Source organism: Thermoleptolyngbya sp. M55_K2018_002, from assembly GCF_015295965.1.
In the GTDB taxonomy this organism is placed as follows: Bacteria; Cyanobacteriota; Cyanobacteriia; order Elainellales; family Elainellaceae; genus Thermoleptolyngbya; species Thermoleptolyngbya sichuanensis.
In genome coordinates this window covers 1-23900 of the sequence record NZ_DVEA01000305.1, presented here as the reverse complement: position 1 = coordinate 23900, position 23900 = coordinate 1, and the positions used below count along the sequence as shown (strand labels likewise).

Here is a 23900-nt window from a genome sequence, read left to right as displayed (position 1 = left end):
TGTCCTGGTCATCGGGGTTGCGGCTGAGCTTGGCGGGGTCGAGCCGCAATCCCAAAAACTGGAACGGTTCGCAGGCGGCTTGCCAGATATTGGGCGCGTTTTCGCCGACACCAGCCGTGAACACGATCGCATCCAGTCCGCCCAGGCTCGCTAGCATACTGCCCATGAGCGACCGCAGGCGGTGAACGTAGACATCGATTGCGAGCTTCGCCCGCTCGTTGCCCTGGGCGATCGCCTCCAGCACCAGCCGCATGTCGTTTGACACGCCCGACACACCTTCCAGCCCCGACTCCCGGTTTAGCATAGTGTCTACCTGATCCGGCGTATAGCCCAGGTCGCGGATGAGGTACAGCAAAATGCCCGGATCGACCGAACCCGAACGGCTTCCCATCATCAGCCCCTCCAGCGGCGTGAAGCCCATTGTGGTATCCACACACTGGCCGTGGCTTACCGCCGACAGCGATGCGCCATTTCCCAGATGGCAGATCATCAGCCGCAGATCAGCCAGCGGCCGTCCCAGAAGTTGCGCTGCCCGCTGAGCGCAATAGCCGTGACTGGTGCCGTGAAAGCCGTAGCGCCGAATGCCCTGTGCTAGCCACCCGTAAGGCCCCGGATAGACGTAGGCCGCAGGCGGCAGTGTGCCGTGAAAGGCAGTGTCGAAGACGGCAACTTGGGGGATGCTGCTGCCCAAAATTTGCTCGATGGTTTCGATTCCTTCCAGATTGACGGGGTTGTGAACGGGGGCAAACTTGGCCAGACGGGCGATCGCCGCTTTCACCTCCGCCGTCACAAACACGCTGGCGCGATAGTCCTCCCCGCCATGCACCACGCGATGCCCTACCATGTCGATGTCACTGGGGCGATCGATGACCTTCGTGTCGCCGGTCCACAGGGTTTCCAACAGATGGGCGATCGCCTCAACCCGCGACGTGGTGGGATAGCTCTCCGTTTTCTTCACGCCTGTCGCCGTTTTCACCTTAATTTCTGCCACGCCTTCGGAGTGGGTCAGGTCGATTTGCGCCTCCCATAGCGGCTCCGGCGGATGCTCTGGCAGCGCCGCCTCCGGCAATTCGTACAGGCAGGACTTTTGGCTGCTGGAGCCAGCGTTCATGACCAAAATTTTCATAGCCACTTGCATTGAGAGGACAGGAGGCAACAGCGCTCACCCTCAGTTTGCCGGAAAGTGCCCAGACCTCAAGGTATGGGAGATGTCATCTCTGGAAAGTTTTGGGCAGGGAATAGGAATCAGGAAATTGCGGGGCAGTGATTTTCTGACCCTGCCGGAGCATCGCGTCATAGAATAGATAGAATGCATTCGCAGGATTCTTGCGAAGCTTTACTCATTGGGTGCGGCCCAACAGTCGGGGGTATGGCGGAATGGTAGACGCTGCGGACTTAAAATCCGTTGACCTTAACAGTCGTGTGGGTTCAAGTCCCACTACCCCCATTTAAAGAAAGAAGAGAGAAAAAAGAAGAAAGAAAAAAAAGCGAGAGAACTCCAGTCTTCCCTCTTCGTTCTTCGTTCTTCCCTCTTCCCTCTTCGTTCTTCCTTCTTCCCTCTTCTCTCGGGTTTTAGAATTTTGCTATTTCACGACTTTCAGCCGATTGCGGCGATCGCCCCCACTCCCCTTGCTGTGAAATCGCTGCGAGCACTGGCAGAGGGCGGTGAGGTGACGCTCTGGGTTCCGGCAGACCTGGCGACGGACGAGTTGCCCTGTGAGGTGTATCAAACCACGCTGCGGGAATTGGTCAACACGCTCTGGCAAACGCATCGGGCGCTGGTGTTTGGGCTGGCGACGGGGGCGGTGGTGCGGCTGATTGGCCCGCTGCTGCAAGATAAGACGACTGACCCGGCGGTGCTGGTGGTGGATGGCGCGGGCAAGGGGGTGATCAGCCTGTGCGGGGGGCATCAGGGCGGGGCCGATTGGCTGGCGCGGGCGATCGCCCTCCGGCTCAATGCCACTCCCATTCTGACGGGCGGGGCCAATGCTCTGGATTTGCCGGGAATCGATGTGCTGGGGGAACCGTTTGGCTGGCGCAAGGGCAGCGGCGACTGGACGGGGGTGAGTGGGGCGATCGCTCGTCAGCAGCCTGTGCAGGTGATTCAGGAAGCCGGGTCAACGCTGTGGCAAGACCATTTGCCGCCGGGTCATCCATTTATCTTTGGCTGGGACGACCCGACAGCGGCGCAGCCAAATCTGCCTAAACCCGCCGCCCGCGTGTGGATTAGCCCAATTCAGCGGCGCTTTGCGGATGGGGCAGAGGTTCCCTCTGACTGTCCTAAGGTGCAGTGGCATCCCCGTGTGCTGTGGGTGGGCCTGGGCTGCGAACGGGGTACGCCGCGAGGGGTAATCGAAGCTGCCGTTGCCGAGACGCTGCGGCGGCATCACCTGGCAGAGGGGGCGATCGCCGGCCTGGCCAGCCTCGACCTCAAGGCAGATGAGGCAGGACTGCTGGAATTTTGTGGCGATCGCCATCTCCCCCTGCTCACTTTCTCTGCCGAAACCCTCCGCGCCGTCCCCGTCCCCACCCCTTCCGCCGTCGTCGAGTCGGAAGTGGGCACGCCCAGCGTCGCCGAAGCCGCCGCGATTCTGGCGGCCAGCCGGACGTGCCAGCATGACCGTCAGCCCCAAACCTTTGCCCCCCTTCGCGTTTCCAAGCAAATCTTCCGCCTCCCCGACCATCCCGGCGCAGTGACCATTGCCGTGGCCCAGGCAGAGCAGGAATATACCGGGCGCACCGGAAGGCTGTGGCTGGTGGGCACGGGGCCGGGACGACTGGAGCAAATCACGCCTGCGGCCCAGGCGGCGATCGCCTCTGCGGATGTGGTGATTGGTTATTCGCTGTACATGAACCTGGTGGCGGCGCTGCTGCATCCGGGGCAAATCGTTGAGGCGCTGCCCATTACCCAGGAGCGGCAGCGGGCCGAGCGGGCGATCGCCCTGGCCCAGTGGGGGCTGACGGTGGCGGTCATTTCCTCCGGCGACTGCGGCATCTATGGCATGGCGGGGCTAGTGCTGGAACAACTCCAGGCCCAGGGCTGGGACGGCAAAACGCCCGCAGTTCAGGTGTTTCCTGGCATTTCGGCCTTGCAGGCAGCGGCATCGCGGGTGGGTGCGCCGCTGATGCACGACTTTTGCGCCATCAGCCTCAGCGACCTGCTCACGCCCTGGCCCATCGTCGAGCGGCGACTGACAGCGGCGGCTGCGGCCGATTTTGTGACTGCACTGTACAACCCCAAATCGCAAACGCGGACAGAGCAAATTGCGATCGCCCAGCGCATTTTTCTAGACCATCGCGCCGTCGATACGCCCGTGGCCCTGGTTCGCGCCGCCTATCGCAATGAAGAACAGATTACGCTGACCACCCTGGGGCAACTGCTCGACTGCCCCATCGACATGCTCACTACCGTCGTCATTGGCAACCAAAGCACCCGCTTCCATGAAGGCTGGATGATCACCCCACGAGGCTATTTGGGCTTTGAGAAGGGAACCTGAAAGCGCCTTGGGCGATCGCCTCAAGTTTTTCAGAAAACATCTGAATAATTGTTCATATGTTATTCTTGTTTTTAGAGACGCGCAGGGACACTGCCCTCGCTCAATCGCAAAACCTCGTTTGATAATTTGACTGATCACTTAACGAATCATTTGACGAAAGGAGAAACCCGGTCATGACTGCAACTGTGACTCAAATGAAATGTGCCTGTGAATCTTGCCTATGCATCGTCAGCCTGGAAGAGGCCATTCAAAAAGACGGCAAGTATTATTGCAGCGAAGCCTGTGCCGATGGACACCCCAACGGGCATGGCGACTGTGGCCACGCGGGCTGCGGCTGCTAGGCTGAGCTTGCCCTGATCTCAGTTTTCTGAGGCTTGGGGTTGCGAACTCGCTGCATCCGAATATTTGCGGAAACCGTCGTGCAGGCTGCTGTACGGCGGCTTTGTGTTAGAGCGAGAGGGACAAGCCGCGATCCAGAACCGGATTCGCTCTGGAGAGAGTTTTAAAGCTTTAGTAAAGAAAAGCAGGTTTCTGTAAATTTCGTCCGGCTAAAAACCGAGTTTTCCCGGAGATTGAACTGTCGTGGTGACAAACTCTCCAGGGTCGCTTATGAAGCCTGAACGACATATAAAACTCTGCTATTTGCTGTTTCGCGCTGGCATGATGGGCGATCGCCCGCGGGATTCGGGGTTCACGCTGATCGAGCTGCTGGTTGTTTTGGTCATTGCTGGCATCTTGTCGGCGATCGCCCTGCCCTCGTTTGTCAGCCAGGTCAACAATGCCCGCCATGCTGAGGCCCGCACCTACGTCGGCTCGATCAATCGGGCGCAGCAAGCCTATTTCCTGGAAAAAAGCGCGTTTGCCACGCTCTCACAATTGGAACTGAGTATTTCCAATTCCAAAAACTATATCTATAGCTCTGCACCCAACGGTAGCGGCATGGCATCCAAAGCCATCACCCTGGCCCTACCCGTTGGCCAGGCGCGGGGATTTGCAGGTAAAGTGTGGCTCATGCCCGACCTAGACGGAAACGCCAATACCGTCTCCAGTATTTGTGAAGGGCCGCCGGGTGAAATGCCCGACCTGGCCAGCCCGACCTGTGCAGGGTCATAAGGCTGAGGCCGAAGAACTGGATCGATTCTCGATTCTCGATTCTCGATTGGCGATTTTGGATTGCTAGGCGAGCGTCACAGGTCTCATTCATAGCGCCCCTGAGGAGAACGGGTTCACCCATTCCTCCAGTTTCAAGGCCCTTGTTTCAAGTCGCTTGCTCCAACGCTAACCCCCCTGCATAGGTGCTAGCCATAGAGATACTAGCCATACAGGGGGGGCTAGGTGGTAGCCAGTCCAGGTGTCCAAAAGCCGCAGCAAGCGGCGGGGCACTATTTCTTGGGAGACAGCAGCATGGTCATGTTGCGGCCTTCCTGCTTGGGTTCTTGCTGCACCTCGGCAACGGTTTGTAAATCGGTTGCCAGCTTCTTGAGCAGCGTTTCTGCGAGATCCTTGTGCTGAATCTCCCGACCCTGAAAGCGAATCGTCGCTTTTACCTTGTCGCCCGATTGCAAAAAGCGCTCTGCCCGATTGACGCACACACGATAGTCGTGTTCTTCAATCTTGTAGCGCATCTTCAGCTCTTTCACGTCGGACGTGTGCTGTTTTTTGCGGGCCTCGCGTGCCTTTTTTTCCTGCTCAAACTTGAACTTGCCATAGTCCATAATCCGACACACAGGCGGGTCGGCTTTATCGCTCAGCATCACTAGGTCAAGCTCTTTTTCTTCGGCCAGCTTGAGCGCGTCACGGGGGGTCATAATCCCCAACTGACCGCCATCAGTGTCAATGACTCGAATTTTTGGGAAACGAATGCGTTCGTTAATTGTGGGCAAATCGCGAGTGGGTTTGTTCAGCGCCATGGGCAAGTGAATTTTAAAGATGCTATCGACTCATCAGCTAAAGGTGGACATCCTCATAGTAAGTCGGGCGGCTTGGGGTGGAACCAGAAATTTATTAATTGTCACTGACTAAATCGTTGCAATTCGTTGCAAGGTGCAATTCATTGCAAAAAGAAGTCTGCTGCTACATTGCGGCTGGCCCACTGCCGACTCGTTTTCTCTATGGAGGGATTACCAGCATAACGCATCCCCCAGGCTCGACAAATTTCTGTTTGCAAAGTCTTTAGGTTGGGCAAAGTTCTGGAGCCGTCCAGCGGGAATTCTGAATGGAGGAATCATTTAGGACTGACGCAGTTAGGACTGATGCAGTTAGGACTGACGCAGTTGGACAATTTCTCGCGGGCGTAACTCGCGAGAAATTGTCCAAAATTCAAAGAGCCTAATTCAAAGAGCCTATTGCAAGTGCGTAAGTCCTGTCATTGTTGGGTCTGAACTCTTGGTTGAGTCCGAATGCTTGTGATTCCCGCGATTCTCGCTGAGATGGATGGATGAATTTGCTCCAGCCTTTGTTGAATTTGGTTTTGCAGCCCTGTTGTCTGATGTGCGGCCGCACAGATGGGCGATCGCCCGCGCCTCCGTTGTGCATTGACTGCGATCGCCGCCTGACGCACTGCCAAATGCCTCAGCCCACAACCGAATGGCGGCCGCCGCTGCCTGTGTTTTCCTGGGGCAAGTATCAGGGCACGCTCAAGCAGGCGATCGCCACGCTGAAATATAACCACCATCCCGAACTGGCGCGGCCGCTTGGTCATGCGATGGGTCGCGCCTGGCTGCATTCCGTACATGGAAAAACGCCGCTGATCGTGGTGCCGATTCCAATGCACGCCGACAAGCAAAAGCAGCGCGGGTTTAACCAAGCAGAACTGCTGGCTGCATCCTTTTGTCAGATCACCCGGCTGCCGCTGGAGCGTCGCGGGCTGGTGCGCGTGCGGGCGACGATCCCACAGTTTGGGCTGAGCGTGGAGGAGCGATCGCAAAATGTGGCTGCTGCGTTTCAGGTGGGCCCTGCTTTTGGGCGATCGCCCCGCCGCCCGGTGCTGCTGCTCGACGATATCTACACCACCGGAGCCACGGCGCGGAACGCTGCTGCCTGCCTGGAAGCACGAGGCATTCGCGTGTATGGGCTGGTGGCGCTGGCTTCTCCGCGATTTGGCGACGACTGATATCTTTGGATTTGCAATTTTGGTTGGGCAGTCAAGCGTTTGCAAGGTTCCCAGCAATGCTGGAAATATTGGCGATTTGACAATTTTTGACAATTTGACAATTTTTTAGGGTTTGGACAGCCAACTCAACGCGATGTAAGACTTTCCATCATTTCATGGGTAGCCTTGTTATGTAAGAGAGATGAGATCAGTCGAGATTCAGACTCACTTTTCCTCCTGAACCTGACCTCTAACCCCTGCAATAAAATAGACGAATCCTTTGAATTCCCGTGAGCTGCCGCAATGGTGACTGATCGCTGGCTCCACCTACCTTCAAGCGCTGAGCTGCCCTGCTCAGACGATACGCCCGTGGATAACGAAGATCAGAATCTCATTCCCAATATCCTGCTGTTTTTGCTCAAGTTCATTTGGGCAGAGCGGAACGACTGGTTCTTTGGGGTAGATATGGGGGTCTACCACACGACTGGGGTTTCGCCGCTGGTGCCCGTCGTACCGGACGGGTTTCTCAGCCTCGGCGTGGAACGCCATAAAGCGGGGGAATCTCGCAAAAGCTATGTGGTGTGGGAAGAGGCAGGCGTTGTCCCGATGCTGGTGCTGGAGGTGGTGTCGCTGACTCCAGGTGGAGAATACGATGCGAAAATGGCGACCTATGCCCGGTTGGGCGTGTTGTATTACGTCATTTATAACCCCCAATACTGGCGACGCGACCAGCACCAGCCGTTTGAGGTGTATAAATTGCAGGACGGCGCTTATCAGTTGCAAATTGGTGAACCCTACTGGATGCCGGAGGTGGGGTTGGGAATAGGCCGCAGCCCTTACCAGGATGGAACGGTCGTGCGGGAAGCGCTGTATTGGTATAGCGAACAGGGAAGACGGTATCTAACCCCAGAGGAACAATTGGAACGCTATCGCCAGCGGTTTGGCGAGTTGCCAGACGAATAGAAGCTGCAAGACGGTCGCCCATCTGAGAGAATTGCTCGTCGTCTACCCTTCTCATTCACCCAATATTCACTGAATACTTCACTGAATACTATGTCCACCGATACTGAAGTAGAGCTAGAGCGACTTTTGCAAGCCCGCAACCAATACCCTGATCGCGCGGCTGACATCGATGCCCAGATTCGCGCCCGGTTTATGGAAACCCACGCGATTTTGGTGCTGGATTCTTCTGGGTTTTCGCGCTTGTCGCAGGAGCAGGGTATTATTGCCGCGCTGGCTGAAATTGAGCGGATGCGCGGCGTGGTTGCGCCGATTGTGGAATCGTACCAAGGCAGCCCGTTTAAGCTAGAGGCGGATAATGTGTATGCGGTGTTCCCGAGTGTGGAGAGGGCGATCGCCGCGTCTCGTGAAATGATGCGCCAGCTTGCCCTGATTAACAAACACGTCAGCATTGGCATCGGCTACGGCGACCTGATCATGATCTCCGATGGGTCGTGCTATCAAGATGTCTACGGCGAAGAGATGAACCTCGCTTCCAAGCTAGGCGAAGACCTGGCAGAAACCGATGAGGTGCTGCTTACCGAAGCCGCCGTTCACCAACTCTGCACCGAGCGCCCCAGAGAACACCTGCCCGTTTCACCACCCATCGCAATGACCATCTCCAACCTCACGCTCCAGGTTTATCGCCTTACCCCAAATCCCTAATCCCTTGCCACCGCTGCCCAGACTAAAGCAACTTCGTATTGTTGAAACATCGAATCTGCACTAACCAGCATCAGATCTTCTAGCTGTGCTTGGGCAATTAGCATTCGGCCAAACGAATCACGATGATGAAGCGGCAGCATGGATGCCTGCACCGCATGGGCGGCTGTAATTTCTAATCTAATGACCTTGCTCCAAGCTGAGTCATGCGTGTAGAGACATAATCACCAACAGGCTCTGGTAGCAGCAGCTTGCCGATGGAAACCTTAGTGCCCATTTCCCACACACTGGCGAATGAGAACCATAATTCGAACCATAATTCATTGTCCTCATTCGCGATGTGTTCAATCACGGTTTCACTTAGTTTTTCGGGTTGAGCAAACCACCATAACCAGCATTGAGTATCTAATAAAAGCCTCACTCTGCCCCGCCCTCGAAAGCGGCTAAGATACCTTCTGGTAGAGGAGCATTAAAGTCATCTGGCATCGTCAATATCCCCCGATCTTGCCCTAAACTAGACCGTTGATTCAAAGTTGTTTGAAAGGGAACTAGCTTTGCTACGGGAACGCCCCGGTTCGCGATCACAATTTCTTCCCCCTGCTCTACCCGAGCCAGCAGCCGAGAAAGATTTGTCTTAGCCTGATGAATATTGACAGTTTCCATGCATATAAAGAACTAAGTCTATAGACTAAGTTTAGTTTGCCACCGCCTTAACCTTAAACCATCCTTCAAAATGCCTCGCTCCAAATCCGATCTGCCCAGCAAACTCTGTCCGGTATGCCAGCGGCCGTTTACATGGCGCAAAAAGTGGGAAGATTGCTGGGATGAGGTCAAGTATTGCTCCGAACGCTGCCGTCGTCGTCGCGCTCAGGCGAAATCGGGGGATGACGAAACGCCGCAGCGTCGGCAGTAGCGTTTTGCGGGCTTCATTCACTGTGGACTACTGGAGAAGGGCTTTCTATGCTGATGGGTCAGGTTCAACCCAAGCTGATCATTCATGGCGGGGCGGGCAGTTCGCTCCGGAGTAAGGGTGGGGCGGATGCCGTGCGGCTGTCGCTTTACCGGGTGATCGAAGAAGTGTATGGAATACTGCTGGCGGGAGCGAGTGCCCAAGCAGCAGTGGTGCGCGGCTGCCAGATGCTAGAGGACGATCCCCGGTTCAACGCGGGTACGGGGTCGGTGCTGCAATCGGACGGGCAAATTCGCATGAGCGCATCGCTGATGAATGGCTCGGCGCAGCGGTTTAGCGGCGTGATCAACACTTCGCGGGTGCAGCACCCGATTGATTTGGCGCTGTTTTTGCAGGATGGGAGCGATCGCGTTTTATCCGACTATGGTTCCCTGGAACTGATGCGGGAACTGGGCGTGCCGTCCTACGACCCGCTGACGGAAATTCGCCTGAAGGAATGGATTCAGGAGCGCGACCATAATTTTTCTAAAGAAATGGCGGGCGTGGTGGCCGAAAAAGAGCTAGTGTCGGAGGCGGGGCGCGGCACGATTGGTGTGGTGGCGCTGGATGGCGAAGGTCAGCTTGCGGTAGGTACGTCTACGGGCGGCAAAGGCTTTGAGCGGATTGGGCGAGTCAGCGATTCCGCGATGCCAGCGGGCAACTACGCCACCCACCACGCGGCTGTAAGCTGCACAGGCATTGGCGAAGACATTATCGACGAGTGTCTGGCGGCGCGGATCGTGGTGCGCGTGATTGATGGGCAAACGCTGCTGCAAGCCTTTGAGCGGTCGTTTATCGAGGCGGAGCAAAATCGGCGCGATTTTGGGGCTATTGGGCTAGACCGCACGGGGGCGATCGCCTGGGGCAAGACCTGTCCTACCCTGCTGGCGGCCTATCATGACGGCACGCGCATGGGCGATACGCTCGATCTGCCCGAAGAGATGGTGACGGGTGGCATCGCGTCGCCTGCCCACGCCTAGCAGGAGGTGGCTGGTGTACCTGCTGATTCCTGCCGCTGGCTCTGGCAAACGCATGGGCGCAAGCCGAAACAAGCTGCTGCTGCCGCTGTTTGGCAAACCGATCATTGCCTGGACGCTGCTGGCGGCTAAAGCTGCGCCGTCGATTCACTGGATCGGCATCGTCGCCCAGCCCGAAGAGTGGCAAGACTTTCGGGACATTGCCGCAGGGCTGGGCATGGGGCGGACGGTGCGCCTGATTCCTGGTGGCAAAACCCGGCAAGAGTCAGTCTATAACGGCTTGCAAGAGCTTCCTGCTGTTGCGGAGCGGGTGCTGATCCACGACGGGGCGCGGTGTTTGGCTACGCCGGAATTGTTTGATCGATGCAGCGAGGCGCTGCTGCACTGCGCGGGTCTAATCGCTGCGATTCCCGTCAAAGACACGATCAAGATCGTTGCGCCGGGAACCGAAATTATCCAGTCCACACCCGATCGCAGTCAACTCTGGGCCGCCCAAACGCCCCAGGGGTTTGATGTGGAAACGCTGAAACGCTGCCACGAGACGGGTCGTGAGATGGGCTGGGAAGTGACCGACGACGCGGCGCTATTTGAACACTGCGGGCTGGCGGTGCGGATTGTGCAGGGCGAAGAGACGAACCTGAAGGTGACGACTCCGGTGGATCTGGCGATCGCCGAATTTATCCTGCGCGATCGCCAAAAGCCTGCCAATTCGTGAGCTTAAGTTACTCCAGCCTACAACGGCTACTATCGCCACTTGCGCCGTAATGCTGCTTTCAGCATTTCCAGGGTTACGCACAGACCTGCCGCAAAATCTACAGCCCCATCCACTCGATCGGCGGCATCTGGTCAAACGCCTGACGCAGCGAAATCTCCCACTGCTTGCGGATTTCTACCAGATAGGGATCGTCCTGCCCTAGCCGGAGGCGATCGCCAACCTTAAAAGAATCCGTCCGATACATCACCAAATCGATCGGCGGGCCGACGGAAATATTCGACTTCATGGTGGAATCGATCGACAGCAGCGCGCACTTAGCCGCGTCCTCTACACTGGTATCGTAAGTAAGGATGCGATCCAAAATCGGCTTGCCATACTTCGTTTCACCAATTTGCAAAAACGGGGTTTCAGGCGTGGCCTGGATGCAGTTGCCCTGGCGATAAATCAGATAAAGCTCTGGCGGCTCGCCCTGAAACTGTCCCGCTAGCAGGCAGTTGCAGGAAAAGTCGATCTTGTCGCGCTCCAGCCAGGGGCGTTCTCGCTCCTGAATATGACGAATCTTTTCACCCACATAGCAGGCCGCATCATACAGCGTGGGCAGCGTGTGGAAGCTCTCGCACTCGCCCAGTTTCAGGTCGCGGTTGAGCATATTCACCACGGCTTGGGTAATGGCCAGGTTGCCAGAGGTGCAGAGCAAAATCACCCGCTGTCCGGGTTCCGAAAAATCGAACAGCTTCTGATAGGTGGAAATGTAGTCCACGCCTGCGTTTGTACGCGAATCTGCTGCCACCACAAAGCCGGATTGGGTGACAATGCCGAGGCAGTAGGTCATGGGGTAAGGAATGTTGAAGCTAAAACACTAGGACTGACTCAGCGTATCAGAAAGGTAGTCCGCTGTGGTTTCTAGCAGGGCGATCGCATTTTCGTACATCATGCGCGTCGGGCCCAGCATTCCCAAACTGCCGACGGGCACACTGCCCCGATGGTAGGTGGTAGAAATCAGCGTGCAGCCGCGCATCGGCTCTAGCGGGTTTTCGGAACCGATGCGAACCATCACGCGGCGATCGCCCCCATCCGAATCAGCCTCAAAAATCAGCGGCCAGAGCTGGTCTTGCTCTGCCTCCAGCACATGCAAAATCGTTTGTACCTGGTGTAGTTCGGAAAACTCCGGATGTCGCCGCAGCACCTCGGCTACGCCGCTGATGAAAATTTGGGTAGACACAGGCGACTGGGTGCGCCGCTCCAAGTCTGCCAGCGACCCCCGCAGCACGTTGGCATATTGCTCAAATTCGCGCCCCAATTCTGACCAGTCCAGCGAGGCCACATCACTGAGCGATCGCCCCTTTAAATGAGCATTCAAAAAGTTCGACAAAACCTGTAGCTCCCGCTCCAGCAGTTCTGGATCATCTGGAGATTGGGCAGAATCGGCAGGCGCTTTGGGCAGATCCACCACCACCGACTGCGTTTTGTAAGAATCCAGCACCACAATCAGCATCAGCCGCCCCGGATCAATCTGCACCAGTTGCAAATGGCGCACCTGAGCCACTGTGCTTTGGGGCATCGTCACCAGCGCAATATAGCCGCTGAGCGTCGAGAGAATCTGCGCTGCGCCATGCAGCACGGCTTCCAGGCTCCAGCCTTCAACATCCAACTGCTGCGCCAGCGCCCGATCGACCCGGCGGGCGGCCTCCTCCGATGGGATCATTAGCTGATCTACATACACCCGATAGCCCGAATCGGACGGCACGCGCCCCGCTGAGGTGTGGGGCTGATAGAGCAGACCCTCGCGCTCCAGATAGCCCATCACATTGCGAATCGTCGCCGAACTGACGCGGGGGGTAAATTCTTCTACCAGCGCTTCAGACCCGACAGGACGAGCCGTGACAATGTACTGACGCACCGTAGCGCTGAGTACCTGCTGCTGGCGGTTATTAAGCTTGACTGGAGTAGCCATCTCAGCCTGATTTCTTATGGATTTCTTAACGTATTGATGTGATCGTAATTTAGCGCCTCCGAGATTGTCTATGCGTAGCCAGACACACTAAGCCAGAGATCCGCAGAAGAAAAGGCAGAAGCGGGAAGGAATCCCCAAAGATCTGACAAAAACAAAATTGCCTCTCGACGGTGTGGCACAATACCTGTCTAATTGGGCCCCAGAATCCATCCTTTAAAGCGCAATGTGCAACTTTCAAGCCCTCATCCCCCAACCCCTTCTCCCGACCTGGGAGAAGGGGAGCAAGAGAGGCTTGAAGCTCCTCCCCCGCTCTGGGAGAGGGTCTGAATCCTTCGGCATACCAGAAAAGCGTGAGGGGGATCGGTAAAGTTGCACATCCCGTTCTTTATCTCAAGGTTGCTGAGGCCGTCTGGGTTGGCCGATTTATTGCTTTGCGACTCCAAACCTCTTCTGAACTTCTTCCCAATATTGCTCTAAGTGCTTATGTCTACCCCTTATCCCCGCGATCTGGTCGGCTATGGCCGCCACACGCCCGATCCACGCTGGCCCAATCAGGCCCGTGTGGCGGTGCAGTTTGTAATTAATTACGAAGAGGGCGGCGAAAACTGCATCCTGCACGGCGATGCGGCATCGGAAGCGTTTTTATCAGAAATTGTGGGTGCGTCGCCGCTGCTGGGGGTGCGCCATATGAATATGGAATCGATTTATGAATATGGCAGTCGGGCGGGTTTTTGGCGGCTGCATCGGCTGTTTACCCAGCGGCAACTGCCCGTGACGGTCTATGGCATTGCGATGGCGCTGGACCGTAATCCAGAGGCAGCGGCGGCAATGGTGGAAGCCGGATGGGAAATTGCCAGCCACGGCTATCGATGGATCGACTATCAATATGTCAGTGAAGAGGTAGAGCGGGAGCATATCCAAAAGGCGATCGCCATCCAGACCCAGGTCACAGGCAGCCGGCCCCTCGGCTTTTATCAGGGGCGCATGAGTCCCAACACGCGGCGACTGGTGGTGGAAGAGGGGGGCTTTCTCTACGATGCCGACAGCTATGCCGACGATTTGCCCTATTGGGTGCATGACTATGGTCGCCCCCACTTGGTGATTCCCTATACCCTCGACAACAACGACATGCGGTTTGCCACTGCCCAGGGTTTTAACTCTGGCGATCAGTTTTTTGCCTACCTGCGCGATGCCTTCGATGTGCTGTATGCCGAGGGAGCCGATGCGCCCAAGATGATGAGCATTGGTCTACACTGTCGGCTGGTGGGCCGCCCCGGCCGCGCCGCCGCCCTGGCCCGCTTCCTTGACTATGTGATGCAGCATGATCGGGTGTGGGTCTGTCGCCGGATTGATATTGCGCGGCACTGGCACGAGCATCATGCGCCCATTTCTCTGTAAACCGATCTCTGTAAACCGCTCTCTATGCAAACCTGTTCCTGGATAAACCTGTTTCTGGGTAAAACGGTTGCAGAGTTAACAGCTTGTCTCCAGGTATAAGCAATTCCGGGTTGAAGTTGAGTTTTTCATTACGAATCCAATTCGACCTGAGGGGCGATCGCGGTTGCAGGGCAAAAGTTTTCCCGTAGTATCAGAAATAGGGTTAGCCCGTAGGCAATTATTGCTATCGGATTCTAGAACTGGGCGACCCCCTACTGCCGTTTCAAGTATTTTGAGAGGACTGTTGCATGGCAACCTACAAGGTTACGCTGATCAACGAAGCCGAAGGGCTGAATACCACGATCGAAGTGCCCGATGATGAATACATCCTCGATGCGGCGGAAGAGCAAGGCATCGACCTGCCCTACTCCTGCCGTGCGGGTGCTTGCTCGACCTGCGCTGGAAAAATCAAAGAAGGCACCGTAGACCAGTCTGACCAGTCCTTCCTGGACGACGACCAAATCGAAGCAGGCTACGTGCTGACCTGCGTTGCCTACCCCACGTCTGACGTGGTGATTCTGACCCATCAGGAAGAAGAACTGTACTAAGCTGCTGGCTGTTTTTGAATTGGTTTTTGAACTTAAAACGGGCTGTCTTTTCGAGCAATTAGCTCTGTGAAAAGGCGGCCCTTTTGGTTTTAATTGGGCGGGGCTGACGGTTTAACTTCGGAACTAGAGTTGTCAAAACGAACTCATGACGAGTATGATTTAGAAAGATCGTATCGAGAAGGTTGTATTCAGGACGTTTCAGGATCACTGGGTCAGGATTACTGGGGGCGATCGCCCTTCCCAGCCTGCCTGCCAGCACCGACTGCCTGCCAGCCACGACTGCCTGCCAGCCACGCAATGAAGCCGTTTCTGGTCGGTCAACCGACGCGAGGTAGAGCCGTAACCCCTAGCAAACGTCTCTTTGGAAGGATGAAGATTTCATGAAAGTGCTAGAAACTAGAATCAACTGAAGATTTTGGAGCAGTGCGATTAGATTGTGAGTGTGCTGGCTCTGGGTAGTTGATCTGTTATTTGGAGGGGTTCTTCATGGAGAAGATGTCTCTGTGGCCCTGGGCTGCCGCCGGACTGCTCTGTGTCGCTTTATCAGCGACTGGCTAAGGGTTATGGCTAATTGCTTGAGTTGCTGAACGTTTGGACTGAATTTGGATAATCGTTAACTAGCGAGGTTTTCGTATGACAACGACACTAGAGGCTCGTCAAACTGCTTTGGTCAAAGCGCTGAACCGCGAACAAGCGAATACGCTGGTCGCCTACTTGAACTACAAGAAGTATCACTGGATGACCTACGGACCGCTGTTCCGTGACCTGCATCTGCTGTTTGAAGAACATGGCAACGAGATTTTTGCCATGCTAGACGAGCTGGCCGAGCGGAGCCTGATGCTGGATGGCACGCCGATTGCCGACCCCGCAGACTATCTGCCTGCCGCCACTGTGAAGCCGTCTAAGGGCAAGCTGAAGGTGCGGGAGATGGTGGAAGAGGCGATCGCCACTCACGAACATATCATCACGGAAATGCATGAGGATGCTGAACTAGCGGATGATGCGGGCGATATTGGCACTGCCGACTTGCTGACCCGTCTGGTGCAGGTTCACCAAAAGCATCGCTGGTTCCTGAAGGAGATCTTGAAGCAGGGCGATGGCCTGCTGGATAACTAAGCTAGATCTGCTTTTGGTTGACTTTTGATTGTTGACTTTTGATTAGTGCGATCGCCCAGATAGCTTGCCAAGCAGCAGGTTCGTCTGGGCGATCGCGCTTTTTTGCGAACTCTTGTGCGCCTTTTTCTCGCATTTCTACGGAGGGCGATCGGATCTTTTTTGAAAAAAGGGCGATCGCCTCCGAAATTCTACGAAGCCCTGGTGAAGTTAATCCCTGCGAGGCACGATAGCTTCGCAGCATACACAGCCGTTACGTTTTCGATACGCATACCTTACGCATACCTTACGCATATCTTACGCATGGGCTACGCATAAGCCGCGTACTGTCTACGCAACGTCAAACTTACCCATACAAAAGTACCCATACATAGGATAAGGAGTCTGCACCTTATGGTGACTATTCAAGAAAAGCGCGAATTGGTGAACCAAACCCGCGAAACCAACCGTGCCGTTCAGGTTTACGACTATGCCGACCTCAGTGGCGTGGCGATCAACCTGCCTTCTAGTCAGCGCGTGAAGCTGACGGGGATCGTCGGCGACGGACGGGCCCAAATCAAAGAGCCTGTGATTGGCTGGGTCAACGCGACTTTCCTCAGAGTCCCCACCGAGATCCGCAAGGGCGCACGCTATCGGGTTCGGATGACCAGCGCACCCAACGGGCTGCTGGCCTACTGGGAGCCTGGCAAAGCCCAAAACGATGGCCCCGCAGGTGGCGCAACGGTATTCCTGACGGAGCCGCAGGATAGCTACGTCGAGGGCGGCCGCAGGTTTGTTCGCGTGTTTTATACGGGCAAAGCCAATAATGAGCGCATTGGCTATGTCTCTCAGGGGCCCATCGGCAGCACCCTGGGACAGCCCAACAGCAACTTTGAGGGGCCGCTGTAGGCGATCGCCTTTGCCCATCAAAGTTTGCTCTGAAGTTCAACTGATTTAACTCATCCAGTTCGGTAGCGCCGTTGGGTCTTGCTCTCTCAGACTCCGACGGCGCTTTCTTTTGGAACTGATGCAGTTGGAAGAATCTCTCGCCCGATTAAACCTGAAATTTAATGAACTCGCGTCAATTTACGTGATGGATTCCTCACTTGTGGGAGATTCGGCGCTATAGTCAGGCGGGGGAGAATGGTATAGGGTTTAGATCAAGTAGCATGGCACGCAAGCGAGTTAAGCCGCAAAGACGTTTTACTGCGTCGAGTGGGGCATGGGAGAAAAGCAATATGGACAACCAGACCGACACGAAAACCACCTCCACCCTGGAGCGAACCGACGCATCAGCACCGGACTCTGTGGCTGAAAAAGGCGCTGAGACGGCGAGTGCTGAGACGGCGAGTGCTGAGATGGAGAGTGCTGAGATGGAGCGTGGGGCGATCGCCCCTCAACCTGCCCCTGAACCTACTCCGGAACCTGCCCCTGAACCTGCCCCTGAACCTGCTCCCGATGCAGTGCCCGATCTGCAAGCCGCCCTGGAAACCTCGCAGGCCAACGAAGCCATTCTCCAGCGCAAGATCGAAGCCCTAGAGGCCGAGCTAGCCGCCCAGCAGGCTCAGATCGACCAGCTCAAGGCAGAAGCCACTGCTGCCGCCCAACTCAAGACTGAACTGGATGAAACCAAGCGCGTCATCGTGCAACTGACAGAGCTAAACGCCAAACTCAGCGAAGAAGCCAAAGCTGCTGCTGCTCCCCAGCCCCTTGCCGCCGCCGCCCAGCCCTCGCCTCAATCCGCTCCCAAACCTGCCGAACAATCTGCGCCCACTCCTCCGGCTTCTGCCCCCCGCAAAGAGGTGCATCCGGGACACGAGCCGTCGCAAACCTCCCAGCTAGAGCTACGGCGCACGCTGCAATCGCCCCCGCCGCTGCCCGGCCCCGTCGCTCCATCTATCAGCAATGACGAAATTGGCTGGGTGGACTAGAACCCAGCGGTTAGCGACGAAGGCGGATTGGCCTGCCCTACTGCATTCGGTCAATGGTGCGGTACTGAATTGCTTCGGCAACGTGAGCAGTTTGCAACCCCTCTTCGCCCGCCAGATCGGCAATCGTGCGGGCGACCTTGAGGATGCGATCGGTGGCGCGGGCCGATAGCCCCAGCTTGCGAATCGCCCCTTCCAGCAGGGCTTGTGTGGTGTCGTCCAACTGACACCATCTCCGCAGGTGGCGGCTCTGCATCTCAGCATTGCAGCGCAGCCCTTGGCTCTGGAGCCGTGCTTGGGAGCGACTTCGCGCCTGCTGCACCCGCTGGCGCACCGTCTGAGAATCTTCGCCTTTAGGCTGCTGGATCATTTCTTCTGGCTTTAGTCGATTCACCGCCACTTGCAGGTCAATCCGATCCATCAGCGGCCCCGACAGCTTGGCCCAATACTGCTCGCGGCCGCGGGGAGAGCAAGTACAGGCCTGCACCGTGTCGCCAAAATAGCCGCAGGGGCAGGGGTTGGTGCTGGCAACCAGGGTGAACTGGGCAGGAAAGGCGACGGACTGGCGCGTGCGGGAGATGGTGACGCAGCCATCCTCAAGCGGCTGTCGCAGAAATTCGAGGACATCCCGCTTAAATTCTGTGAGTTCATCGAGAAACAATACCCCCCGGTGGGCGAGGGAAATTTCACCAGGGCGAGGAAAGCTGCCGCCGCCGACCAGCGACGGGCCTGAGGCGGAGTGATGAGGGCTGCGGAAGGGGCGATCGCACACCAGGCTGCCTCTTTCCTTCAGCAGGCCGGCGACGGAGTGGATTTGCGTCACCTCCAGCGCTTCCTCAAAGCTCAGCGGCGGCAAAATGCCGGGAAGCCGTCGGGCCAGCATGGTTTTGCCGCTACCCGGCGGGCCCACGAATACCAGATTATGCCCCCCAGCGGCGGCGATTTCTAGGGCGCGGCGGGCCTGGGCCTGACCTTTCACGTCTTTGAGGTCTAGACCCGTAAAGGGCGATCGCGCGAGTTCTTCCGTCGCATTCACCTGGAGCGGCTGGTAGCGGTCGGGATGGTTTAGAAAGTCTGCCACCTCCGACAAATGCTGGAAGCCGTATACGTCGATGCCCTGCACCAGAGCGGCTTCGCGGGCATTGTCGGCGGGCACCACGATGCCGCGCATTCCCAGTTGCTTGGCCGTGGCGGCGATCGCCAGCACCCCTGCCACGGCCCGCAGCGACCCATCCAGCGACACCTCTCCCAGCAGGATAAACTGCTCCAACAACTGCACATTCACCTGCTCTGAGGCCGCCAAAATGCCCATGCTAATCGGCAAATCGAAGCTGGGCCCCTCTTTTCGCAAATCTGCCGGGGTTAGGTTAATCACCACCCGCCGCATCGGAAAAGCATAGCCTGCGTTTTTCAGTGCCGCCTTAACGCGCTCTTTGGACTCCTGCACGGCCGTATCGGGTAGCCCCACCACCACAATCGCAGGCAGCCCCCCAGCGATATCCACCTCCACGCCTACCTTCATCGCGTCGATGCCAATCAGCGAAGCGCTCCAAACTCTTGCTAGCATGATCCACCCTGTTGTCTCCAGTCCTCAGAATTCCCGAAAGGGTAGGTTGGGGAACAGGGGTTATGACTCCGCAGCGCCAGCGCTAGAGAGGTTGGGGGTTGCCCAGCGCTGAGTCTTTTGGCTGGGGTAGTCGTCTTCCTTCAGTCCCAATTTGCCAAGCCCACGATCTAGATAAAATCGCTGGAAGCTCTGCAAACTCTTGGACGCGGAATCCAAGATCGCCCATCTAAAATCCAAAATCGATCCAACGGCGGGTTGTTTATGATGGTTGAGACGTGCCCTCTGAGAAATGCTTTCTCTCCGATTTCCTATGAGCCGCTCTGTTCGATTGTCCAAGCGTTTTCAATCCAAGCGTTTTCAATCCAAGCGTTTCCAACCTGCTGCGTCGTCCTCCTCGCTGCCGTGGTATGGGCTGGGGCTGGTGGGCATTTTTGGGGTGTCGCTGGCGCTGCGGCTGTGGGGGCTGGGGCGGTTCAATACGCTGGTGTTTGACGAGGTGTATTACGCTAAGTTTGCGGCGGCGTTTTTGCAGGGACAGCAGGAGTTTGGCGGCCACCCGCCCCTCAGCACGTACCTGATCGCGGGCGGCATCTGGCTGTCGGAGCAACTGGGCTGGGGCGGCCCAGAAACCTACAACGGCCTCAGCGGGCTGTATGTTTCAACCATTAGCTATCGCTGGCTGAATGCCGTGACGGGAGCCGTGATTCCGCTGGTGTTGGGGGCGATCGCCCATCTGCTGACGGGGCGAAAGGCGATCGCCCTGCTGACAGCGCTGTTGGCAGCCTGCGAAGGGTTTTTGCTGGTCGAATCGCGCTATGCGTTGAATAATGTCTATCTAATCTTATTTGGGCTATTGGGCTGGTGGTGTTTGCTGCGATCGCTCCACAGGCTGCATTCCGCCAACAAACTCACCCCCGTCGTCTGGCTGAATCTGGTGCTGGCGGGCATGGGCTTCGGCGCGTCAGTGGGGATCAAGTGGAACGGCGTGGCGTTTTTGGCGGGGGCGTATCTGCTGTGGATAGTGGCATGGGGAATGCAGCGGTTGCAGCAGCGCGGATTGCCCAGCCTGCCCTTTGCCTCGCCGCTGTCGAGCCTGTCTCGCTTAAATGTGGGCGTGTGGGCGCTGAGCATGGCGGGAATTCCTTTTCTGACCTATTACCTGAGCTGGCTGCCCTATATTCAACTCGACCCCAGCACCAGCTTTGCAGGCTGGCAAAACCGCATTTTGGACTACCACAGCCGCGTCGGTGGCATGGACGCTCACCCTTACTGTTCGCCCTGGTATACCTGGCCGCTGATGCTGCGTCCGGTTGCCTACTTTTACAAAACAGCGGCTCCGGGCGATCCCGTCCCTGTGGTCGGGCCCGACGTGCCCACGGCGGCTGGAGACGTGATTTACGACGTTCATGCGATGGGCACGCCGACCCTGTGGTGGCTCTCGACGCTGGCTGTGGCGCTGCTGGCGGGTGCGGTGGGCTACTGGCTGTGGCACTGGGGGCGATCGCTCTGGGCTGCCCGGTCGGGACAGACCGAACCGCTCCTGCTGCCACCAGCGACGCAAGGATATCTCAGCGCTGCGGCGTTTGTGGTGGGCAACTGGGCCGTGCAATGGCTGATGTGGATGCGGGTCACGCGCTGCACGTTTCTTTACCACTACATGAGCGCGGAACTGTTCGCAGTGCTGGGGCTGGCGCTGGTGCTGGATCGCTGGCTGCGGAATGCTCAGTCTGGGTCGCGTTGGCTGGCGTGGGGGGCGATCGCCCTCGTGCTTCTCGGCTTTATCTTCTGGATGCCATTGTTTCTAGGACTGCCCCTCTCTGCGGACGGGCTACAGCTACGCCGCTGGCTGCCGTCATGGATTTGAAACTAAACGCTCTGCCCCTCTTCCCTCTTCGTTCTTTGTTCTTCGTTCTTCGTTCTTCCCTCTTCATTCTTCTTCTGTACCTCTGATAAACAGAGCGCGAAACACAGGTTCCCGTCGAGCAAGGGTGGACGACTCGCGCTCGGTGGCAACGGGCAGCGGGTTGTCGGGGAGCCATTCGGCCGATTGGCGCTGAAATGCGGAATGTTCCTGAAAGCGATCGCACATTTCTGCCGCCACCGCTTCAACATCCGATTGCAGAAACACCACACCGCCGGAGGGCATATGGTTCGCCAGCGTTCGCACCATGCTGGGCTGCACAACGCGCCGCTTTTGGTGTCGCTTTTTGAACCAGGGGTCGGGGAACTGGATGCTGACGCGCTGGAGGCTGCTGGGTGGGAGCGATCGTAGCAGGGGTTCCAGCGAGTTGCTGGCGTTGCAAAAGAGATAGTGCAGGTTTCCCAACGCCTCCTCGTCGCGCCATTTCAGCGCTTGCTCGACCAGCGGCTCACGAATCTCTAGCCCCAGGAAATTCCAGTCTGGCTCGATTTGCGCCATTTTTAGCAAAAACACGCCCCGCCCACAGCCAATGTCCAGATGCAGCGGTCGAGCTGGGTGAGTGAAGACTTGCGACCAGTTTGGCGGCTGGATGGGCTGCTGGTACTTTTGGCTGAGCGGGTTGACGTGCTGGCGAACGCGGACAACGGGCATGGGAAAGGATGCCGATTTTGGATTTTGGGATTTTGGATTTTAGAGTTTGGGCGGCGGCGGGGTGAGGGATTGAGCAGGGATTGAGCAACGATATACGCCTTATACGCCTGCACGGCCGATGGCCAGCGCGGCGACCAGCATTCCCAACACCAAAAATGGCTGGGCGCTGGCTTGATATTTCACGTCGTTTTCCAGCGGGTCGCGCAGGAAGTACATATCCTGAAACACGATTTGCGGAATCACCAACAGAATCAGCAGCACGGCGTAGAGATTTTGCCCGATGCTCATCAGGTACGCCGCGATGCCGCCCTGAAACACGTCAATCATCAGGACGCAAATCCACGCTGCTGTGCCGATGCCAAACATCACGGGCAGCGACTTTAGCCCAAGCTGGCGATCGCCCTCCACGCTTTTGAAATCGTTGACCACGGCGATGCCCAAGCCTGCCAGACTATAGAACAGCGTCAGCACCATCACCGTCGGCGACAGGTCTCCAAATAGCGCCTGACCCGCCCACCAGGGTAGCGCGATATAGCTAGCCCCCAGCGCGTAGTTGCCCAGCCAGCCGTTTTTCTTTAGCTTCAGCGGTGGCGCGGAGTAGATGTAGCTGAGGAAGGAGCCAAAGAGGGCGATCGCCGTGATTTGCGGAAACTCGTGCCCGGCCCATTGGTCGAGTGCGTAGGCGATCGCCAGCCCCGCAAACAGCAGAATCAAAATCTGCGCTTTTACCTGCGGCACTGAAATCGCGCCAGAGGGAATCGGACGGTAGGGTTCGTTAATCGCGTCGATGTCGCGGTCGTAGTAGTCATTAATGGTTTGCGTGTAGCCTGCCAGCAGCGGCCCCGACAGCAGCATACAGGCCGCCGAAATCAGCACATTCTCCAGCGTCCAGGTATAGTTGCCCGACGCGGCCGCACCGCACACCACACCCCAGATCAGCGGAATCCAGGTAATCGGCTTCATCAACTGGAGGCGGATCTTCCAGATATTCGTCTCGCCCGACTTTGCGCCCTTCATGCCCAAAAGCTGACGCGCCGCCGAACCCGCCTCGCTGGCGACTTCTGATGCACCGTTCAATGCCCCATCTGCTGCTGCTTCCATCGGCGACATCGAGGACTCAGATTCGGGAATCGAAGAAGGGGTTGTGGACTCGGACATAAAGGTTTATGGGTTAGGGATTCAGAGGTCAGAATTCGGGAAGCGGGCTGCAAAACTGGCATCCTGCACCCGATACTTTACCCGACACTTCATAATATTGCGTTTAGATTGCGTTTAGTTCACCGATTGGGCGTTGTCAGGTGGCCCATCGTCTCCATCGTCTATTGTGAAGCTATCCCTGCCGCTTTGCCAGCGCTCTGCCGAAATTTTGCCTGCCGACTCTCATCTCTCAACCCCTCACCCCTCAAACCCTCAACCCATGCAGTCTGAACGTTCCACCCCAAGGGCGATCGCCCCTGCTGCGTTCACCGTCCACCTGCCCCCGTCGCTGCCCATGACCGACGAGCAGTTTTTTGAGTTTTGCCAGGTCAATCGCGACTTGCGAATCGAACAAAATGCAGATGGAGATCTAGTGATTATGTCGCCTGTTGGTTCTGGCACTGGCAATCGCGAAGCAGGCATTATTGGTCAGCTTTATGTTTGGAACGAGCAAACTGGGCAGGGCGTTGTGTTTAGCTCCAGCGCGGGGTTCAAGCTGTCTACCGGGGCAAAGCGATCGCCCGATGCGGCGTGGATTCGGCTCGATCGGTGGAACGCGCTGACTCCAGAACAGCAGGAGCAGTTTGCGCCAATCTGTCCCGATGTGGTGATTGAGCTGCGATCGCCCAGCGACAGCCTGGAAACCTTGCAGACCAAGATGCGCGAATATCAGCAGGAACCGGGCTTTCAGTTAGGCTGGCTGCTGGATCGGGG

The 23900-nt window shown here is 57.0% G+C and carries 24 protein-coding genes, 1 tRNA gene and 1 pseudogene; 17 read left to right on the top strand and 9 right to left on the bottom strand.

Annotated elements, in window-relative coordinates; all coding sequences use genetic code 11:
• Positions 1–1126: acetate kinase (locus IGS51_RS15635; protein ID WP_297079601.1), on the bottom strand; the 1126-nt coding region annotated here is incomplete at its 3' end.
• Between the two features lie 237 nt (positions 1127–1363).
• Between IGS51_RS15635 and IGS51_RS15630 the strand changes: the two genes are divergently transcribed.
• The 4 genes from IGS51_RS15630 to IGS51_RS15615 all read left to right on the top strand — a co-directional run bounded on the left by IGS51_RS15630 (position 1364) and on the right by IGS51_RS15615 (position 4610).
• Positions 1364–1447, top strand: a tRNA-Leu gene (locus IGS51_RS15630).
• Positions 1448–1577: 130 nt separating this feature from the next.
• Positions 1578–3497: a precorrin-3B C(17)-methyltransferase gene (gene cobJ / locus IGS51_RS15625; protein WP_367279357.1), complete on the top strand. Its 1920-nt coding sequence runs from the start codon at positions 1578–1580 to the stop codon at positions 3495–3497.
• 173 nt (positions 3498–3670) lie between these two features.
• Complete coding sequence (locus IGS51_RS15620) at positions 3671–3838, top strand: metallothionein (protein ID WP_277773412.1); 168 nt, start codon at positions 3671–3673, stop codon at positions 3836–3838.
• A 319-nt stretch (positions 3839–4157) separates the two neighbouring features.
• On the top strand, positions 4158–4610 hold the full coding sequence (locus IGS51_RS15615) for a type IV pilin protein (RefSeq protein ID WP_367279356.1): 453 nt from the start codon (positions 4158–4160) through the stop codon (positions 4608–4610).
• Between the two features lie 269 nt (positions 4611–4879).
• On the opposite strand, the gene infC is transcribed toward IGS51_RS15615, so the two are convergent.
• Positions 4880–5413, bottom strand: a complete 534-nt coding sequence (gene infC / locus IGS51_RS15610) for a translation initiation factor IF-3 (RefSeq protein WP_068507522.1) — start codon at positions 5411–5413, stop codon at positions 4880–4882.
• A gap of 572 nt (positions 5414–5985) precedes the next feature.
• Between infC and IGS51_RS15605 the strand changes: the two genes are divergently transcribed.
• The 3 genes from IGS51_RS15605 (at position 5986) to IGS51_RS15595 (ending at position 8253) form a co-directional block, all read left to right on the top strand.
• The gene (locus IGS51_RS15605; protein WP_297079594.1) at positions 5986–6609 is read left to right on the top strand and encodes a ComF family protein; all 624 of its coding nucleotides are present in this window, start codon (positions 5986–5988) and stop codon (positions 6607–6609) included.
• Between the two features lie 282 nt (positions 6610–6891).
• Positions 6892–7551: a Uma2 family endonuclease gene (locus IGS51_RS15600; protein WP_297079593.1), complete on the top strand. Its 660-nt coding sequence runs from the start codon at positions 6892–6894 to the stop codon at positions 7549–7551.
• Positions 7552–7641: 90 nt separating this feature from the next.
• Complete coding sequence (locus IGS51_RS15595; RefSeq protein ID WP_297079591.1) at positions 7642–8253, top strand: adenylate/guanylate cyclase domain-containing protein; 612 nt, start codon at positions 7642–7644, stop codon at positions 8251–8253.
• Here IGS51_RS15595 and IGS51_RS22395 read toward each other — a convergent pair.
• Positions 8250–8671: pseudogene (locus IGS51_RS22395) on the bottom strand (type II toxin-antitoxin system VapC family toxin). The gene IGS51_RS15595 and the pseudogene IGS51_RS22395 overlap by 4 nt on opposite strands.
• The gene (locus IGS51_RS15585) at positions 8668–8913 is read right to left on the bottom strand and encodes a type II toxin-antitoxin system Phd/YefM family antitoxin (protein WP_297079587.1); all 246 of its coding nucleotides are present in this window, start codon (positions 8911–8913) and stop codon (positions 8668–8670) included. Before IGS51_RS15585 ends, IGS51_RS22395 begins: the two are co-directional and overlap by 4 nt.
• 70 nt (positions 8914–8983) lie before the next feature.
• Between IGS51_RS15585 and IGS51_RS15580 the strand changes: the two genes are divergently transcribed.
• Genes IGS51_RS15580 through ispD form a run of 3 tightly spaced genes read left to right on the top strand, consistent with a single transcriptional unit; the run spans position 8984 to position 10891 of the window.
• Positions 8984–9163, top strand: coding sequence for a DUF2256 domain-containing protein (locus IGS51_RS15580; RefSeq protein WP_084781995.1), 180 nt, complete (start codon positions 8984–8986; stop codon positions 9161–9163).
• 47 nt (positions 9164–9210) lie between these two features.
• Positions 9211–10179: an isoaspartyl peptidase/L-asparaginase gene (locus IGS51_RS15575; protein ID WP_297079586.1), complete on the top strand. Its 969-nt coding sequence runs from the start codon at positions 9211–9213 to the stop codon at positions 10177–10179.
• Between the two features lie 13 nt (positions 10180–10192).
• The gene (gene ispD, locus IGS51_RS15570) at positions 10193–10891 is read left to right on the top strand and encodes a 2-C-methyl-D-erythritol 4-phosphate cytidylyltransferase (protein ID WP_297079604.1); all 699 of its coding nucleotides are present in this window, start codon (positions 10193–10195) and stop codon (positions 10889–10891) included.
• Between the two features lie 97 nt (positions 10892–10988).
• On the opposite strand, the gene IGS51_RS15565 is transcribed toward ispD, so the two are convergent.
• Together IGS51_RS15565 and hrcA are read right to left on the bottom strand one after the other, a co-directional pair.
• Positions 10989–11723 (bottom strand): proteasome-type protease, encoded by a 735-nt coding sequence (locus tag IGS51_RS15565; protein ID WP_297079584.1) that lies wholly within the window; start codon positions 11721–11723, stop codon positions 10989–10991.
• Positions 11724–11750: 27 nt separating this feature from the next.
• Positions 11751–12845, bottom strand: a complete 1095-nt coding sequence (gene hrcA / locus IGS51_RS15560; protein ID WP_297079582.1) for a heat-inducible transcriptional repressor HrcA — start codon at positions 12843–12845, stop codon at positions 11751–11753.
• Positions 12846–13328: 483 nt separating this feature from the next.
• On the opposite strand from hrcA, the gene puuE reads away from it, so the two are divergent.
• The 5 genes from puuE to IGS51_RS15535 all read left to right on the top strand — a co-directional run bounded on the left by puuE (position 13329) and on the right by IGS51_RS15535 (position 17853).
• The gene (gene puuE, locus IGS51_RS15555) at positions 13329–14243 is read left to right on the top strand and encodes an allantoinase PuuE (protein ID WP_297079580.1); all 915 of its coding nucleotides are present in this window, start codon (positions 13329–13331) and stop codon (positions 14241–14243) included.
• Positions 14244–14530: 287 nt separating this feature from the next.
• On the top strand, positions 14531–14830 hold the full coding sequence (locus tag IGS51_RS15550; protein ID WP_068507500.1) for a ferredoxin: 300 nt from the start codon (positions 14531–14533) through the stop codon (positions 14828–14830).
• A 633-nt stretch (positions 14831–15463) separates the two neighbouring features.
• Complete coding sequence (locus tag IGS51_RS15545) at positions 15464–15946, top strand: DNA starvation/stationary phase protection protein (protein ID WP_172358213.1); 483 nt, start codon at positions 15464–15466, stop codon at positions 15944–15946.
• A 390-nt stretch (positions 15947–16336) separates the two neighbouring features.
• Positions 16337–16831, top strand: coding sequence for a hypothetical protein (locus tag IGS51_RS15540; protein ID WP_172358212.1), 495 nt, complete (start codon positions 16337–16339; stop codon positions 16829–16831).
• A gap of 329 nt (positions 16832–17160) precedes the next feature.
• A complete protein-coding gene (locus tag IGS51_RS15535; RefSeq protein ID WP_297079577.1) occupies positions 17161–17853 on the top strand; it encodes a hypothetical protein in 693 nt (230 codons plus the stop codon).
• 37 nt (positions 17854–17890) lie between these two features.
• Here IGS51_RS15535 and IGS51_RS15530 read toward each other — a convergent pair whose 3' ends face one another.
• Complete coding sequence (locus IGS51_RS15530) at positions 17891–19417, bottom strand: YifB family Mg chelatase-like AAA ATPase (protein ID WP_297079575.1); 1527 nt, start codon at positions 19415–19417, stop codon at positions 17891–17893.
• 310 nt (positions 19418–19727) lie between these two features.
• Here IGS51_RS15530 and IGS51_RS15525 point away from each other — a divergent pair, with 310 nt between their 5' ends.
• Complete coding sequence (locus IGS51_RS15525; RefSeq protein WP_297079573.1) at positions 19728–21281, top strand: phospholipid carrier-dependent glycosyltransferase; 1554 nt, start codon at positions 19728–19730, stop codon at positions 21279–21281.
• A 63-nt stretch (positions 21282–21344) separates the two neighbouring features.
• On the opposite strand, the gene trmB is transcribed toward IGS51_RS15525, so the two are convergent.
• The gene (gene trmB, locus IGS51_RS15520; protein WP_297079571.1) at positions 21345–21989 is read right to left on the bottom strand and encodes a tRNA (guanosine(46)-N7)-methyltransferase TrmB; all 645 of its coding nucleotides are present in this window, start codon (positions 21987–21989) and stop codon (positions 21345–21347) included.
• Positions 21990–22088: 99 nt separating this feature from the next.
• Positions 22089–23147 carry a chlorophyll synthase ChlG gene (chlG, locus tag IGS51_RS15515; RefSeq protein WP_367279355.1) on the bottom strand — a complete coding sequence of 353 codons (1059 nt, stop codon included), beginning with the start codon at positions 23145–23147 and terminating at the stop codon, positions 22089–22091.
• Between the two features lie 259 nt (positions 23148–23406).
• On the opposite strand from chlG, the gene IGS51_RS15510 reads away from it, so the two are divergent.
• Positions 23407–23900: Uma2 family endonuclease (locus IGS51_RS15510; protein ID WP_297079569.1), on the top strand; the 494-nt coding region annotated here is incomplete at its 3' end.